A 16,689-nucleotide genomic window follows, 5' to 3' on the forward strand; every position below is an offset into this window, starting at 1 on the left:
CCAGCTCTTATGAGCTGGCTTTTTTATGTTTCTTATCGCCATTTTCTTGCTGGATTATAGTAACTCCCGTATTTTATTCCGGCCCTAGCTATCAGCCTCCTTGCCTTTTGCATATACCTGCGACGACTTCCCCCCAGCAATAAAGTTCTCACTTTTCATAAGCTTCCTAGCTGAATAAGCAGCCCAAAAATGTAATCAAAATATTTCAAATAAACCAAAACCGGCTAAATACCAATAATTTATAAAACACATGGCACGAAATCACTGGGTTAACCCGCGATTGTGACGGAAATTTGACCTTTTTGTAAATTGTCGTTAACTTCAAATATTGCTGGAAGCAGAAATGGCGATCAGGGAGATAGCCATAAATATGCAGTAACACTGCCTAGATAGGCAGGAGCAAGGGAGAGTTGCAATGACACTGTATGACCCAACGCTGGAAAAAGATAACTGTGGTTTTGGCCTCATCGCCCATATTGAAGGAGAAACCAGCCACAAACTTGTCCGTACCGCTATATCCGCATTGGATCGTATGACCCACCGTGGTGGGATTGCCGCAGACGGCAAGACCGGCGATGGTTGCGGTCTGCTGATGAAGAAACCGGAAAATTTCTACCGGATCGTTGCCGAGGAGAAAGGCTGGAAACTCGCCCGTGAGTTCGCTATCGGGATGCTGTTTTTAAGTCAGGATCCAGTCAAGGCCGAACAAGCCCGTACCATCATCAATGAAGAGCTGGCCAAGGAAACCCTGTCGCTGGTCGGCTGGCGTGAAGTACCGGTCAACCCACAGGTACTTGGTCCGATTGCCACCGAATCACTGCCTCAGATTGAGCAGGTCTTCGTCAATGCCCCTGCTGGCTGGAAACCCCGAGATGTAGACCGGCGCCTCTATATAGCCCGCCGCCGGATTGAAAAACGGATTAACGAAGATCCGGACTTCTATATCTGTAGTCTGTCGACACAAGTTACTGTCTATAAAGGGCTCTGCATGCCGGCAGACCTGCCGAAGTTCTATCAAGATCTCGGAGACCTACGGCTTGAATCTTCCATCTGTCTGTTCCACCAGCGCTTTTCGACCAATACCCAGCCACGCTGGCCGCTGGCCCAACCGTTCCGCTACTTGGCCCACAATGGTGAAATCAACACTATCGCCGGCAACCGTCAATGGGCACGGGCCCGAGCCTACAAGTTTGCATCTCCGTTACTGCCGGATCTACAAACGGCTGCGCCGTTTGTCAATGAAACCGGCTCGGACTCCTCCAGCCTCGACAACATGCTGGAGCTGTTTCTCTCCGGCGGGATGGATCTGTTCCGGGCCATGCGGATGCTGGTTCCACCAGCCTGGCAAAACCACCCGGATATGGATCCGGAACTGCGTGCTTTTTACGATTTCAACACCATGCACATGGAACCGTGGGACGGCCCGGCCGGTATCGTCATGTCCGACGGCCGCTACGCCGCCTGTAACCTCGACCGTAATGGCCTGCGTCCGGCCCGTTATGTGATCACCAAAGACAAGCTGATCACCCTGGCTTCCGAGGTCGGGATCTGGGATTACGCACCGGACGAAGTGGCCGAGAAAGGCCGTGTCGGCCCCGGCGAGCTGCTGGTGATCGATACCAAGTTCGGCAAAATCTGGCACTCGGGTGATATCGACAGTGAACTGATGAGCCGCCACCCCTATAAAGAGTGGATGGACTGCCATGTCAAACGCCTGGTGCCATTCGAGGAGCTTGGTGATGATCAAGTCGGTAACCGATCGCTTGATGACAGTGAGCTTCAGACCTACCAGAAACTCTTCGGGGTCAATAACGAAGAGCTCGACCAGGTACTTCGCGTCGTCGGCGAAAACGGTCAGGAGGCCACCGGTTCAATGGGCGATGATGCCCCGATGGCAGTCCTGTCATCCAAAGAGCGATCGGTAACCGATTATTTCCGTCAGATGTTTGCCCAGGTCACCAACCCTCCTATCGACCCATTACGGGAAAAACACGTCATGTCACTGGCGACCTGTATCGGCCGTGAGATGAACGTGTTCTGCGAGACCGACGGTCATGCCCACCGGGTTGCCTTCCGCTCTCCGATATTGCTCTATTCCGATCTGGTGCAGTTGCTGGAACTCGACAGCCAGTACTACCGCAATAGCATCATTGATATTAACTACGATCCTAACAAGAAAGATCTCAAGCAGGCCATCCTCGATATCTGTGATCAGGCCGAGCGTCTGATCCGAAACGGCACCGTTCTGGTGGTACTTTCCGACCGGGGGATCAACCCGGACAAGCTCCCAATCCCGGCAGCAATGGCGATCGGAGCCGTTCAGAGCCGCCTCGTCGCAACCAACCTCCGTTGTGATGCCAATATCGTTGCTGAAACTGCCACCGCCCGGGATCCTCATCAGTTCGCGGTATTGCTGGGCTTTGGAGCTACCGCCGTCTATCCGTATCTGGCCTACGAATCTCTCGGCCAGCTTATTGATAACGGTGCAATCAGCAAACCGTACCGTGAAGTGATGATTAATTTCCGTGATGGTATGAACAAGGGCCTCTTCAAAATCATGTCGAAGATGGGGATCTCCACCATCGCCTCCTACCGATGCTCGAAGCTATTTGAAGCCATTGGCCTGGGTGACGAAGTGATCGAGCTGTGTTTCCAAGGCGTCGCCAGCCGGATTGCCGGAGCCGATTTTGACGACTTCCAGCAAGACCTGTTCAACCTATCACGCCGAGCATGGCTAAAACGCAAACCTATTGAGCACGGCGGACTGCTGAAGTACGTCCACGGCGGAGAGTTCCATGCCTATAACCCAGATGTCGTGGGAACATTACAAAAAGCAGTGAAATCGGGTGACTATCAGGACTACCTCGCGTTTGCCAGCGAGGTGAACCAACGCCCTGTCGCCGCTATCCGTGACTTACTGAAATTAAAAGAAGCCGCAAGCCCCCTCGGCATCGACCAGGTTGAAGCCGCAACTGAGCTGTATAAGCGCTTTGACTCTGCTGCAATGTCTATCGGCGCCCTGAGCCCGGAAGCCCATGAAGCCCTGGCCATCGCCATGAACCGCCTGGGCGGCTGTTCTAACTCCGGCGAAGGCGGCGAGGATCCGCGTCGCTTCGGCAACGAGCGAAACTCTCGGATCAAGCAGGTCGCATCCGGCCGTTTCGGGGTCACACCACACTATCTGGTTAATGCTGATGTCATTCAGATTAAAGTGGCCCAGGGGGCAAAACCCGGAGAAGGCGGCCAGCTACCAGGCCATAAGGTAACAACCGAGATAGCCAAACTCCGCTATGCCGTACCGGGAGTTACCCTGATCTCGCCACCGCCGCACCATGACATTTACTCCATTGAAGATCTGGCGCAGTTGATCTTCGACTTAAAGCAGATCAACCCGCAGGCAATGGTCTCGGTCAAGCTGGTATCAGAGCCGGGGGTCGGTACAATTGCCACCGGTGTCGCCAAAGCCTATGCCGATCTAATCACCATTTCCGGCTATGACGGCGGTACCGGGGCCAGTCCACTGACCTCGGTCAAATATGCCGGTAGCCCTTGGGAGCTGGGGCTGGCTGAAACCCAGCAGGCCTTGGTGGCCAACGGACTGCGCCATAAAATCCGCCTTCAGGTCGACGGTGGTCTGAAAACCGGTCTCGACGTGGTGAAAGCGGCTATACTGGGGGCCGAAAGCTTCGGCTTTGGTACTGCGCCGATGGTTGCCCTAGGGTGTAAATACCTGCGTATCTGCCACCTCAATAACTGTGCAACTGGCGTAGCCACCCAGGATGAGAAACTACGCCGCGACTTCTTCAAAGGCCTGCCAGAACAAGTAATAAACTACTTTGTCGGCCTGGGTCAGGAAGTCCGCGAGTTGCTGGCTCAACTAGGCGTTGAAAAGCTGACGGATTTAATCGGCCGCACCGATTTATTCGAGACTCTTGACGGATTCAGCGCCAAGCAGAGCAAGCTGGATCTGACAGGCCTTTTGCATGCCCCAACCCCGATAGTCGGCAAAACCCTGTACTGCAGCGAACCGAATACCCCATTTGATACAGCAGTCCTGAGCAATGCCTTGCTCAACGAGGCACTGCCTGCCATCGAAAGCCGCAGTGGCGAGGCGCTGTACCACGATATCCGAAATACTGACCGCTCTATCGGTGCCCGGTTGTCGGGTGAAATCGCCCAACGCTATGGAAACCAGGGCATGGCCGGCAGCCCGATCAACCTTCACCTGACAGGCACAGCCGGCCAGTCATTCGGGGTGTGGAACGCCGGGGGCCTAAACCTCCACCTGACCGGTGATGCCAATGACTATGTCGGAAAGGGGATGACGGGCGGAAAAATTGCTATCCGCCCGCCAATTGGCTCCGCGTTTAAATCGCATGAAGCCACCATTATCGGTAACACCTGCCTCTATGGCGCAACTGGTGGCCAGCTCTTTGCCGCAGGCACTGCGGGCGAGCGCTTCGCTGTGCGTAATTCGGGTACCATCGCGGTGGTTGAGGGCGCTGGTGACAACGCCTGCGAATACATGACTGGCGGCATTGTCGCGATTCTCGGTAAAACCGGAGTCAACTTTGGGGCAGGCATGACAGGAGGTTTTGCTTACATCCTCGATGAAGACGGTGACTTTGCCGGCCGGGTTAACCCTGAGCTGATCGAAGCATTGCCGCTGGACGACTTGAAGATCCACCAGGAACACCTGCGTGGCCTGATCGACCGCCATCTTGAAGAGACAGGCTCAAGCCGCGCCCAGGAAATTCTCGCCGACTTCGACCTGTGGATCCCCAAGTTTTACCTGGCGAAACCAAAATCTGCCGATGTGAATACTCTGTTGGGTCACCAAAGCCGTTCAACCGCAGAACTACGCGTACAAGCACAATAGGAAGGGATGCCTAATGAGCCAGAACATATACCAATTTATTGACGTTGCGCGGGTTGATCCGGCCAAGAAGCCACTCAGTATCCGTAAAATCGAATTCGTGGAAATCTACGAGCCCTTTACCCAACAGCAGGCAGGAGCACAAGCAGATCGCTGCCTTGACTGCGGTAACCCGTATTGTGAGTGGAAGTGCCCGGTCCACAACTATATTCCGCAATGGCTAAAGCTGGCTAATGAAGGCCGGATCATCGAAGCTGCTGAACTGGCGCACCAAACCAACACCCTGCCGGAAGTCTGTGGTCGGGTCTGCCCGCAGGACCGACTCTGCGAGGGTGCCTGCACCCTAAATGATGACTTTGGCGCCGTCACCATCGGCAATGTTGAGAAATATATTACCGACAAAGCCTTCGAGATGGGCTGGAAGCCCGATATGTCCCATGTCGAGTGGACCGATAAGAAGGTGGCCATTATCGGTGCCGGTCCTGCCGGCTTGGCTTGTGCCGATATTCTCGTTCGTAACGGGGTTAAACCCGTCGTGTTTGACCGCTATCCGGAAATCGGCGGTCTGCTGACCTTCGGTATTCCTTCCTTCAAGCTTGAGAAGGCGGTCATGACCAACCGCCGCAAGATCTTCACCGAAATGGGGATCGAGTTCCGGCTCAATACTGAAGTCGGCAAGGATATCCAGATGAAGCAACTCCTGGAGGAGTACGATGCTGTCTTCCTCGGTGTCGGTACCTACAAAAATATGCGGGCCGGCCTTGCCAACGAAGAGGCGCCGGGCGTCCACGATGCCCTGCCATTTCTAATTTCGAACACCTATCGTGTCATGCAGCTGGAGGCCGATAGCAAATTTGTTGATATGGCAGGCAAACGGGTAGTTGTACTCGGCGGCGGCGATACCGCTATGGATTGTGTCCGTACCTCAGTACGCCAGGGGGCTCGTGACGTGATCTGTGCCTACCGGCGTGACGAGGCCAACATGCCTGGCTCTAAGCGAGAAGTAAAAAACGCCCGCGAGGAGGGTGTGAAATTCAAGTTCAACCTGCAGCCCCTCGGAATTGAAATTAATAGCGATGGCAGTGTATCTGGTGTCAAGGTCGTTAAAACGGCACTGGGCGAGCCAGATGAAGCGGGTCGCCGACGCCCTGAACCCGTTGCCGGTAGTGAGCACGTACTGGCAGCCGATGCTGTGATCATGGCCTTCGGCTTCCAGCCGCATGCCATGCCGTGGTTAGAGACCCATGATGTCGAGCTGGACCAATGGGGGCGGATCAAGGCTCCCGCTGCAGGGGCTTTCCAGTTTCAGACCAGCAATGCCAAAATCTTTGCCGGCGGGGATGCGGTTCGGGGCTCTGATCTGGTCGTCACGGCGATTGATGAAGGGCGCAAAGCCGCTGAAGGGATCCTCGATTACCTAGAAGTATAAACGCCAGTTTAACCGTACCTGCAACTGCGGGAGTGAGGGTCTACCATACCGTCATTCCCGCTTTTTATTTGTTCATGTTACAATCCCTACCACACTCACTCCCTCATGGGAGTATCGATTCACCGACAAGAGAACAGATTGATGAAAATCGGCATTATTGGCGCAATGGAACAAGAAGTTGCCATTCTGAAAAAGCAACTGACCAACAGCGAAACTCACAACAAAGCAGGCTGTACGTTCTATACCGGTACGCTTAATGGCGCTGATATTGTGTTGCTGCAATCTGGCATTGGTAAAGTAGCAGCAGCGGTAGGTACCGCGGTACTGCTTGAAGTCTTCCAGCCAGATGTCGTACTGAACACAGGTTCTGCAGGTGGTTTTGATTCAAGCCTAAATCTGGGTGATGTGGTTATTTCAACCGAAGTACGTTACCACGATGCCGACGTTACGGCCTTTGGCTATGAAATTGGCCAGATGGCACAGCAGCCTGCTGCTTTCATCTCTGATGCAAAACTGATGGATACCGCTGAGCAGGCACTTGCGACCATGGGCGACATGCACGCGGTTCGTGGCCTAATTTGTACTGGTGATGCCTTCGTATGCTCAGCAGAAAAGCAAGCTTTCATCCGTGACAACTTCCCTCACGTTGTTGCCGTTGAAATGGAAGCTGCCGCTATCGCCCAGGCTTGTCACCAGTTCGAGGTGCCATTTGTGGTTGTTCGTGCGATTTCAGACGTCGCCGACAAAGAATCACCAATGAGCTTCGAAGAGTTCCTGCCACTGGCGGCGAAAAGCTCCTCGGTCATGGTGGCCAAAATGGTTGAGCTACTTAACCAGTAATGTCAGAAACCCTGGCGGTTCTACTTAATAACAGCTCCCTGCTGATCTTGTGGGGAGCGTTAGCCATGCAATGGCTACTCCCAATTCCAAACACTCTCCACCCACTGCACTTCTGGCAACAGCTGGCAATAATCATTGCTGACAGGGTGAATAACCCGAATGATGGCCGAAAACAGCAACTGTTGTCAGGCTTTCTCGCCTGGTCGCTGATGTGGGCAACAGTACTGATCCTACTGGTGGCTCTCGACCAACTGGTATGGATTGAGAGTGCTTTTCAGCTCATCCTGTTATGGCTCGCTCTGGACTGGAGAAACACCGCCAAGTTCAGCAAGCGATTCATTCGAGCCTATAGCCGGGAAGATAAAGCCTACTGCCGCCAGTTACTGGCAACACCACTTAATCGCAACACCCAGAACCTCTCCCTGCTCGGCCTCGGCAAAGCCGGTGCCGAAACCCAATTACTCGCCTATGGACGCTTGGTCGCCGGTGTTTTGTTCTGGTATACACTCACTGGCGGTATTGGTGCCCTGATGTATCGCCTGGCCGTCAGCCTAGCCAGAGTCTGGTCCCCCAGCCGGGAGCGTTACCGTACCTTTGGCCTGCCCGCTGTCCGGATCCTTGCCGTGCTCGATATCATTCCTCTACGTATTTTTGCCCTGCTGCTCTGTGCCGGCCACAACGGCAAAGTAGCGCTTCAGGGGATTATCCGGCAAGGAGAAAACTGGTTACTGCCAGGACCGGGATGGCTGCTGGCCGCGGTGGGCCATAAATTATCGCTTTCGCTCGGTGGCCCGGCAATTTACGATAATCGAAAAATGGAACGTCCGCGGCTAGGGGGAAAAATAGCCCCGGCAGCCTTACATTTAGCACAAATAGAGAAAATCGCGACCAACCGTTTGCTCATCTGGATCATTATCCAAAGCGCTCTTATCTTTATTTTTCAAGGAGTCTCCTAAGTGCGTCTGGCCTCATTCTGCCTGTTACTGCTTTCCTCTTACGCATTTTCCGCTCCTGTCGCACAACGTGTGATCAGTTTGTCACCGCATACCACCGAGCTAGCCTATGCCGCAGGGCTTGGTGAGCAGCTCATTGCTGCCAGCGATTACAGTGATTATCCGGAAGCGGCAAAGTCCTTAGAGCGCGTTGCCAACTACAGAGGTATCAAGCTAGAGCGTATTGTAGCCTTGAAACCTGACTTAATCTTGGCCTGGAAAGGGGGGAACCCACCCCGCGAAATGGCCAAGCTAGAACAGCTCGGCTTTCCGATTTATTATTCAAACCCGGTTGCGCTTGAAGATATCGCTGACTCCATTGAAACTCTGGGGAAATATTCTGCCCAGCCAGAACAAGCCAAGCAGATCGCCCGCCAGTTTCGCGACAAGCTACATGCCCTGAAAGCCACTCACCGAGATCAGCGCCCGATCCGCTACTTCTACCAACTCAGCGCCTCGCCGATTATTACGGTAGCCGACAACAGTTGGCCTAGTCAGGTCTTTGCCCTGTGTGGCGGACAGAATATCTTTGCGGACAGTCCCGCGGCCTATCCGCAAGTTTCCGAGGAGCAGGTGGTGGTTCGCCAGCCGGAAGTGATTTTCGGCACTCCCCATGCAGGCACTGAAACCAGTGTCTGGCAAAAATGGCAAGGTAAGCTCCCAGCAATTGATAACCAGCATGTGTTTACCCTACAGGCTGACTGGCTAAACCGACCGACGCCACGTTCAATTCAAGCCGTCGAACAGGTCTGCAACTACCTTGAGCAGATCCGAAAAGACAGCCTGTAACAGGCTGTCAACAATCATTGTGAATGGGCTCACAAAGCCATTGCACTAAGTTGTACAGGTTTCATTTCGTCGTACAATCTCAGCCAGTTATACCAATTGCGCTAAGTCATTCAGTCCTTTGATTCGGTTGGTATTACACTTCACTTCAGAGCTAACAGGTACAGACATGCTTATCTATATTCTCGATATGTTCGGCACCGCCGTGTTTGCCGCATCGGGTGTGTTACTGGCGGGCCGCCTTCGTATGGACCCATTTGGTATTGTTGTGCTTGCCAGTGTAACGGCTATTGGTGGGGGAACGATCCGCGATATGGCCTTAGGGGCGACGCCCGTCTTCTGGATCACGGATACAAACTATCTGTGGGTGATCTTTGTTACCTGCCTGATTGCCATGCTTGCCATTCGTAAGCCCAAGCAAATGCCCTGGTATTTTTTACCGGTGGCTGATGCCATCGGTCTGGCCGTTTTCGTGGCCATCGGTGTCGAAAAAGCCCTCCGCTTTGGCGCATCACCAATGGTTGCAGTGATCATGGGAGTGATCACCGGATGTGGCGGCGGGGTGATCCGAGATATCCTAGCCCGTGAAATCCCGATGGTACTTCGGACGGAAGTCTATGCGACAGCCTGTATTCTTGGCGGAATCATCCATACTACGGCACTGACACTGCAGATCGATTCAGCCGTTGCCACTCTGGCTGGTGTTGTTACCACCCTGACTATCCGCCTGGCAGCTATTCGCTGGCACCTCTCGTTACCGAATTTTGCCCTGCGTCACTAATCCGGCTTTGTTTCACCCGGTTACAAAAAAACCGCCAACTCAGGCGGTTTTTTTGATCTTTAAAACCATTTAGTAAGCATAATACTTTACTAACCAACAAGGCCGACTAATATGTAAATAAACAAATAACTTTACTAAAGTAAATACACCGGAGGCACCATGAATCCCTACGTCGAACATGCCAATGTCACCGTCAACAACCTCGACAATACCGTCGACTTCCTGCAAGCGGCTATTCCTGAATTTCAGATCCGTCATCAAGGCCAGGCTGAGCATTATCGCTGGTGCCATATAGGTACTGATAACAGCTACCTAGCCCTCCAAGAAATCGTCGAGCGCACGCAGATTGACCGCATCCCTTACCGCGATGTCGGACTGAATCATATCGGCTTGGTCATTGAAGACGTTGATGCGGCCCGAAAGCGCCTACTGGCTGCCGGGTACCGCGAAAATGATATCGTTTCACCGCACCCATGGCGCAAGCGCATCTACTTTTGGGACCAAGACGGTATCGAATGGGAGTTTACCGAATACCTGAGCAATGACCCCGCCCAGCGAAACGACTATACCCTATAGATAATCAACGATTGCGAGTACCGGTTTGCTGTTCAAGTGCCGACGCCAAACAAAAAAAAAGGCGCCCGAGGCGCCTTTTTTTGCAATATGTTTACCGGATTACTTTAAGGTAATGCGGGCAAACTTGCGCTTACCGACCTGGTAAACCGCAGTACCAGCCGCAGGAACCAGCTTGGTATCTTCGATCTTGTCGCCGTCGATTTTCACAGCACCCTGACGGATCATACGCATTGCGTCTGACGTCGAGTTAACCAGACCAGCATCTTTTAGCAGATTACCAATCGCGATGCCGGCTTCGAATTCGAATTCTGGCATTTCAGTTGGCATTGCGCCCTTCTGGAATCGGTTGATAAATTCTTGCTCAGCAGCCTCAGCATCAGCTTCCGAGTGGAAACGGGCAATGATTTCTTTCGCCAGCAGGATCTTGATATCACGAGGATTCTTACCGTTCGCCATATCAGCTTTGAACTGGTCGATCTCTTCAATCGGACGGAAAGACAGCAGCTCATAGTAGTTCCACATCAAGTCGTCAGAGATCGACATGATTTTACCGAACATATCGTTTGGCGCATCTGCCACACCAATGTAGTTGTGTGCCGACTTAGACATTTTCTTCACGCCGTCCAGGCCTACAAGCAATGGCATTGTCAGAACAACCTGAGGCTTCTGGCCATTGGCTTTCTGTAGTTCACGCCCCATAAGCAGGTTGAACTTCTGATCAGTACCGCCAAGCTCGACGTCAGTTTCCATCGCAACTGAATCGTAACCCTGCAGCAGCGGGTACATGAATTCGTGGATTGCAATAGGACGACCTTCGTTGTAACGCTTTTTGAAGTCATCACGTTCCAACATACGCGCTACAGTCTGGTTGGCTGCCAAACGGATCATGCCCTCTGCACCAAGGTCTGATAACCATGAAGAGTTGAACTCAATCTTGGTTTTAGCCGGATCCAGGATCTTGAACACCTGCTCTTTGTAGGTTTCAGCATTAGCCAGAACATCTTCACGCGTCAGCGGCGGACGGGTAGTATTCTTGCCTGTCGGATCACCCACCATACCGGTGAAGTCACCAATAAGGAACGTCACTTCGTGTCCCAATTCCTGGAAAGTACGTAGCTTGTTAAGAATGACTGTGTGGCCTAGGTGAATATCCGGTGCTGTTGGATCGGCACCCAGTTTGATTCGTAAAGGACGGTTTTCTTTTAGCTTGGCAATCAGCTCTTCTTCAGGAATCAGCTCATCGACACCACGCTTAATTTCAGCTAGTGCTTGTTCAATGCTGGCCATTCTTGTTCGCTCCCACAGAATTGGCAAAAAAGTAATAATCAACCATCTTACTTGAATAGCGATGTTTTTTGAAACCAGTTAGACTAAGCGTTGTCTTATTTTTTCCTTTTGCGCAAAAAAAACCTACCAATGCTAGTATCAAAACTTATCCGGCTGCCAAGGATGCACCAAATACTCATTACGCTACTCAGTGCCATAGTGGTTCTGCTGATCCTATTGCCGGGTACAGAGAACAATGCGCACCCGGAGCGTAAGTTTGAAATCGGTAAAGCTTACCCGCTTGATATCGACTTCGAGTCCAACCAGCTAAGGCCGCTAGAAAAAGACGAAAAGCCAGTTATTCCTGAGCTGCAATGGAAGGAACATAGCGTAAAATCAGGTGAGAGCCTCGCGGTCGTATTTGACAAGGTCGGCCTCTCCCCCGGTGCCCTTTACCGCCTCGTCAATGCTGACGAGGGCACCAAAAGCCTGACCGACCTTCGGCCTGGCGATGTCCTGAAGTTTGGCTTCGATGAAAACAACGAGCTTATCCAGCTGATCCAACCCAAAAGCGCGACAGACACCTTGGTCATTACCCGCACAGGTGATACCTACCACTCCGTTCAAGAAACTAAAAACGTTGATACCCAGCTTAATTTTGCCCAAGCCATCATTACCTCCAGTTTCTGGAACGCCGCCGACAAAGCCGGCCTAACCGCCAACCAAATCATGGAGATTGCCGGGATCTTCGGTTGGGATATCGATTTTGCCCTCGATATCCGCGAAGGTGACAGCTTTTCCGTCCTGTTCGAAGAGCGCTTTGTCGAAGGGGAGCCAATTGGCCGCGGCAACATCCTGGCTGCCACATTTACCAACCTCGGACAGACATTTACCGCAGTTCGCAGCAAAGATGGTAAGTATTATGATCAGGAAGGGCGAGCTATGCGAAAAGCCTTCTTGCGCTCGCCGATTAACTTCCGCTACGTTAGTTCCAACTTCAACCCTCGCCGCCTTCATCCGGTAACAGGGCGGGTCAAAGCACACCGTGGCACAGACTATGTGGCTCCCGTCGGCACACCAATCTGGGCTGCGGGTGATGGTGTGGTCATGAAGTCGGGATATAACCAGTTCAACGGCAACTATGTCTTTATCCGCCATAGCTCGACGTACATCACTAAGTACCTGCATATGACGAAACGCAAAGTGAAAACCGGACAACGGGTAAAACAGGGACAGACCGTAGGAACACTGGGCAGCACCGGTCGAGTGACCGGGGCACACTTACACTATGAGTTCTTGGTCAACGGGGTACATAAAAACCCACGTACGGTGAAGCTCCCGCAGGCCGACTCGTTGAAAGGCAAAGAAAAGACCAACTTCAAGAAGTTTGCCAGCGAGCGTTTAAGCCAGCTATCTCAGTTTAGCCAGCTGATTGCCGACAACAGCCCGCTAGTAAACAATCGAGGCTGAGACTATACCCTGCACCTTAAAGGTGCCAGGATATAAACTCCCCATACAAAAAAGCCGTCACATTGATTGTGACGGCTTTTCTTTTATCTGTCTGGCTGGGCAGCTTATACCAAGTGGTACTGGCAACGCCGCGATCGTCAGATATTAGACGCTAAATGATGCACCACAACCACAGGTTGTCGTTGCATTAGGGTTGTTCACAAAGAAACGAGAGCCTTCCAGCCCTTCAGTGTAATCCACCGTACCACCAATCAGGTATTGCAGACTCATTGGGTCAACCACCAAAGTCACACCACTGTTTTCAATCGTGGTATCACCATCATTCACTTTTTCATCAAAGGTAAAACCATACTGAAAACCGCTACAACCACCACCGGTGATGTAAACGCGCAGTTTCAGATTCGGGTTTTCTTCCTCGGCGATTAGCGCTTTCACTTTATTCGCTGCAACATCAGAAAAATTCAGCGGCAAATTGGCATCGCTCATTAAAAAACCTCTCAAACACATGCGGTAATTGTTCTGATTATCTAATACCTGACTATCTCGTTCAAGTATTGACCACTTCAGACTGCTCTCTCTGGGCTATTTTTTCCTTTTCCATCTTGCGACGCAAGAGCAGTGAGTAAATTGGCTGCCCACCAAGTACCTGAGCCAGCATGGTTGCTCCCAGGGTGGTAATGATCAACGGCAGGATAAGGTGGTAGTTATTTGTCATCTCGATAACCAACAAGATCCCGGTGATCGGTGCTCTCACTGTCGCCGCAAACAATGCGCCCATGCCTGCAATCGCAAACATTCCCGGCTCAAGTCCCAGATCGGGAAACAAAAGCTGGGCTACCGAACCAAAGAATGTACCAAACAGCGTGCCAAGTGCCAGCATCGGGGCAAAGATACCACCCGGCGCACCGGAGCCAAAACACAGTAACGTGGTCGCAACACGCGCAAGAAATAAGATAAACAGCAGGCTGATACTGTATTCACCATTGGTCGCGCTTGGGATCAACGAGATCCCGCCACCAGTCAGTTCCGGCAGGTACAGCAACAATAAACCAAAACAACCGCCGAGCAAGGTACCGGTCAGGATATAGCGCTTACGCTCATTACGATGGATGCGGTCAAAAACATCCTGCGCCATGGTCACCAGCCGATTGAAAATCACCCCAAAGACCCCGAAAAACATCCCTAGCAGTAAAAACAGCCACAGGGAGTGAAGAACCGGTGCATCATACTGCGGCATGGTGATCACGGCATGCTGTCCCTGGATACTGCGGAACACAATATTGGCGACAATCGCAGAAATTAAGACACATTTAATGGAGATCAGGCTGTAACGAAACTGAGGCCGCATCTCCTCGACCACGAACATGATCCCGGCCAGCGGGGCATTAAATGCCGCAGCCAGTCCTCCGGCTGCACCAGAAGCCAATAGGGCATGCCTGCCTTCTTTATCTTTAAGACGAAAAGTATCCGATACCATCCGGCCTATATTTCCGCCCATCTGCACTGATGGTCCTTCCCGTCCCAGTACCATCCCCGAACCCAATGCGCCCAGGCCACCGATGAACTTCACCGGTAGTACCCGCCACCAGCGTACCGGACGAATATCGTCCATCGCTCCTTCAATTTCCGGGATCCCGGAACCTGCAGCCTCCGGTGCAAAGCGGTGGACCAGATAGTAACCGATAAACGCCAGTCCGGCGCTAATCAAAATAGCTGCTAACCACAACGGCAAGACACTGCTGAACACATCACGCAGCCACTCAGTTCTTTGCTCGGATACCCAGTGGACGGTAATTTCAAACAGAGTTGAAAGAAGGCCAGCACCGAGACCAACCAGTGCCGAGAGAAACAGCACCGATACCGGTGTTTTATCACGAGAAAGAAAACGCCGAACCAAGCCGCTAGGTTGCAGTCGTTCAGGCGCAGGGGTGCCTTGGGTGTTATCAGTCATTAGTCAGCCGTATCTATGGTTGGGTTGCTCTGGAAAGAGCCGATAGGAAGGACGAAGCTCGTCTGCGGTAAGAATAGCTGACAGTTGCATATTTTCACACACCCAATGTTGAAAACTAGCTTTCCATCTGTGCCGAAAGAGAGTGATACCAAATCCGCTAGTTATCTAATCAATGGTTAGATAATCGGTAGAATTGGTATAAAGATCCTGCAAGACGCACATTCCGTCAATTCTCTCGCCAAGTTCCCGAAATTTTAGGTACAATGCCGGCAGTTCAAATCAGACATTATTTGAAAATAGGACATCACAATGAGCAAATCAGCTGATTTATTTGCTAAAGCACAAGAGACGATCCCTGGCGGTGTTAACTCACCGGTTCGCGCATTTGCCGGTGTTGGCGGCAGCCCACTCTTTATCGAGCGTGCTGACGGTGCATACATCTTCGATGCTGATGGAAAAGCGTACATCGACTACGTTGGCTCTTGGGGTCCTATGATTCTGGGTCATAACCATGTGGCTATTCGCGATGCAGTGATCAAAGCAGCGCAGCAAGGGCTAAGCTTCGGCGCACCAACCGAAATGGAAGTCACCATGGCGGAACTGGTTTCTAAGCTGGTTCCATCTATGGAAATGGTACGTATGGTAAGCTCTGGTACCGAAGCAACCATGAGTGCTATCCGTCTTGCGCGTGGTTTTACCAACCGTGACAAGATCATCAAATTTGAGGGCTGCTACCATGGCCATGCTGACTGCCTGCTGGTTAAAGCCGGTTCTGGTGCCCTGACTCTGGGTCAACCAAGCTCACCAGGTGTTCCAGCAGATTTTGCCAAGCACACCCTAACCTGCACCTATAACGATCTTGACTCTGTACGTGAAGCATTTGCCGAGCACCCGGAGCAGGTTGCATGTATTATCGTTGAGCCGGTAGCCGGCAACATGAACTGCATTCCACCAGTACCAGGTTTCCTTGAAGGCCTGCGTGAGATCTGTGATGAATTCGGCGCCCTGCTGATCCTTGATGAAGTGATGACCGGCTTCCGCGTATCAGAAGGCGGCGCCCAGGGTTACTACAACATCAAACCTGACCTAACCACACTGGGCAAGGTTATCGGTGGCGGTATGCCTGTCGGTGCGTTTGGTGGCCGTCGTGAAGTCATGGAATATGTTGCACCAACAGGCCCGGTCTACCAGGCAGGTACACTATCGGGTAACCCGGTTGCAATGGCGGCAGGTCATGCATGCCTAAGCGTACTAACCGAAGAAGGTAACGAGAAACGTCTAGCCAATACCACCAAGCGTCTTGCTGATGGTTTCAAGGCATTGGCTGATAAATACGATATTCCGCTGGCAACAAACCAAGTTGGCGGTATGTTCGGATTCTTCTTTACCGATCAACAGCAAGTTACCAGCTACGCTGACGTTACCAAGTGCGATATCGAGCGCTTCAAACGTTTCTTTAACCTAATGCTGCAAAAGCGTGTTTACCTGGCTCCATCAGCCTATGAAGCATGCTTTACCTCCCTGGCTCATGGTGACAAAGAAATTAAAGCGACATTAGAAGCGGCAGAGTTTGCCTTTGCAACATTGGCTGAAGAAGCCAAGGCATAAGCATTTATAAGCTTGCTTATAGTTTGAAACGCCACTTTTAAGTGGCGTTTTATTTTTACCTTTAAACGGTTAGTTCCCCCCAGAGCCAGCTTGGCCCGGAAGCATCACCGCTGA

12 protein-coding genes are annotated in these 16,689 nt (G+C 52.0%); 9 read left to right on the forward strand and 3 right to left on the reverse strand.

The annotated features are described in order from the left end of the window. The first annotated feature begins 415 nt into the window (after positions 1-415). The 7 genes from gltB to MD588_RS15055 all read left to right on the forward strand — a co-directional run bounded on the left by gltB (position 416) and on the right by MD588_RS15055 (position 10,280). On the forward strand, positions 416-4,879 hold the full coding sequence (gene gltB, locus MD588_RS15025) for a glutamate synthase large subunit (protein ID WP_265698203.1): 4,464 nt from the start codon (positions 416-418) through the stop codon (positions 4,877-4,879). A gap of 13 nt (positions 4,880-4,892) precedes the next feature. Beyond that, positions 4,893-6,305 carry an FAD-dependent oxidoreductase gene (locus MD588_RS15030; RefSeq protein ID WP_265698204.1) on the forward strand — a complete coding sequence of 471 codons (1,413 nt, stop codon included), beginning with the start codon at positions 4,893-4,895 and terminating at the stop codon, positions 6,303-6,305. A gap of 141 nt (positions 6,306-6,446) precedes the next feature. Further along, positions 6,447-7,145 (forward strand): 5'-methylthioadenosine/S-adenosylhomocysteine nucleosidase, encoded by a 699-nt coding sequence (gene mtnN, locus MD588_RS15035; protein ID WP_265698205.1) that lies wholly within the window; start codon positions 6,447-6,449, stop codon positions 7,143-7,145. Next, positions 7,145-8,101 carry a cobalamin biosynthesis family protein gene (locus MD588_RS15040; RefSeq protein ID WP_265698206.1) on the forward strand — a complete coding sequence of 319 codons (957 nt, stop codon included), beginning with the start codon at positions 7,145-7,147 and terminating at the stop codon, positions 8,099-8,101. Before mtnN ends, MD588_RS15040 begins: the two co-directional genes overlap by 1 nt. After that, the gene (gene btuF / locus MD588_RS15045; RefSeq protein WP_407676574.1) at positions 8,102-8,926 is read left to right on the forward strand and encodes a vitamin B12 ABC transporter substrate-binding protein BtuF; all 825 of its coding nucleotides are present in this window, start codon (positions 8,102-8,104) and stop codon (positions 8,924-8,926) included. It abuts the gene before it with no gap. 166 nt (positions 8,927-9,092) lie between these two features. After that, complete coding sequence (locus MD588_RS15050; protein ID WP_265698207.1) at positions 9,093-9,704, forward strand: TRIC cation channel family protein; 612 nt, start codon at positions 9,093-9,095, stop codon at positions 9,702-9,704. Between the two features lie 159 nt (positions 9,705-9,863). After that, the gene (locus MD588_RS15055) at positions 9,864-10,280 is read left to right on the forward strand and encodes a VOC family protein (RefSeq protein WP_265698208.1); all 417 of its coding nucleotides are present in this window, start codon (positions 9,864-9,866) and stop codon (positions 10,278-10,280) included. A 99-nt stretch (positions 10,281-10,379) separates the two neighbouring features. Here the strand turns inward: MD588_RS15055 and tyrS are convergent, their stop codons facing one another. Further along, entirely contained in the window at positions 10,380-11,567 is a 1,188-nt protein-coding gene (tyrS, locus tag MD588_RS15060) for a tyrosine--tRNA ligase (protein WP_265698209.1), read from the reverse strand. Positions 11,568-11,696: 129 nt separating this feature from the next. Between tyrS and MD588_RS15065 the strand changes: the two genes are divergently transcribed. Continuing rightward, entirely contained in the window at positions 11,697-13,016 is a 1,320-nt protein-coding gene (locus tag MD588_RS15065; RefSeq protein ID WP_265698210.1) for a peptidoglycan DD-metalloendopeptidase family protein, read from the forward strand. Positions 13,017-13,160: 144 nt separating this feature from the next. On the opposite strand, the gene erpA is transcribed toward MD588_RS15065, so the two are convergent. Both erpA and clcA read right to left on the reverse strand, forming a co-directional pair. Continuing rightward, entirely contained in the window at positions 13,161-13,502 is a 342-nt protein-coding gene (erpA, locus tag MD588_RS15070; RefSeq protein ID WP_265698211.1) for an iron-sulfur cluster insertion protein ErpA, read from the reverse strand. A gap of 61 nt (positions 13,503-13,563) precedes the next feature. Beyond that, positions 13,564-14,967, reverse strand: a complete 1,404-nt coding sequence (clcA, locus tag MD588_RS15075) for a H(+)/Cl(-) exchange transporter ClcA (protein WP_265698212.1) — start codon at positions 14,965-14,967, stop codon at positions 13,564-13,566. Positions 14,968-15,276: 309 nt separating this feature from the next. On the opposite strand from clcA, the gene hemL reads away from it, so the two are divergent. Continuing rightward, entirely contained in the window at positions 15,277-16,575 is a 1,299-nt protein-coding gene (gene hemL / locus MD588_RS15080) for a glutamate-1-semialdehyde 2,1-aminomutase (protein ID WP_265698213.1), read from the forward strand. Positions 16,576-16,689: the final 114 nt, after the last annotated feature.

The sequence above is a fragment of the Photobacterium obscurum genome (assembly GCF_026191635.1).
In the GTDB taxonomy this organism is placed as follows: Bacteria; Pseudomonadota; Gammaproteobacteria; order Enterobacterales; family Vibrionaceae; genus Photobacterium; species Photobacterium obscurum.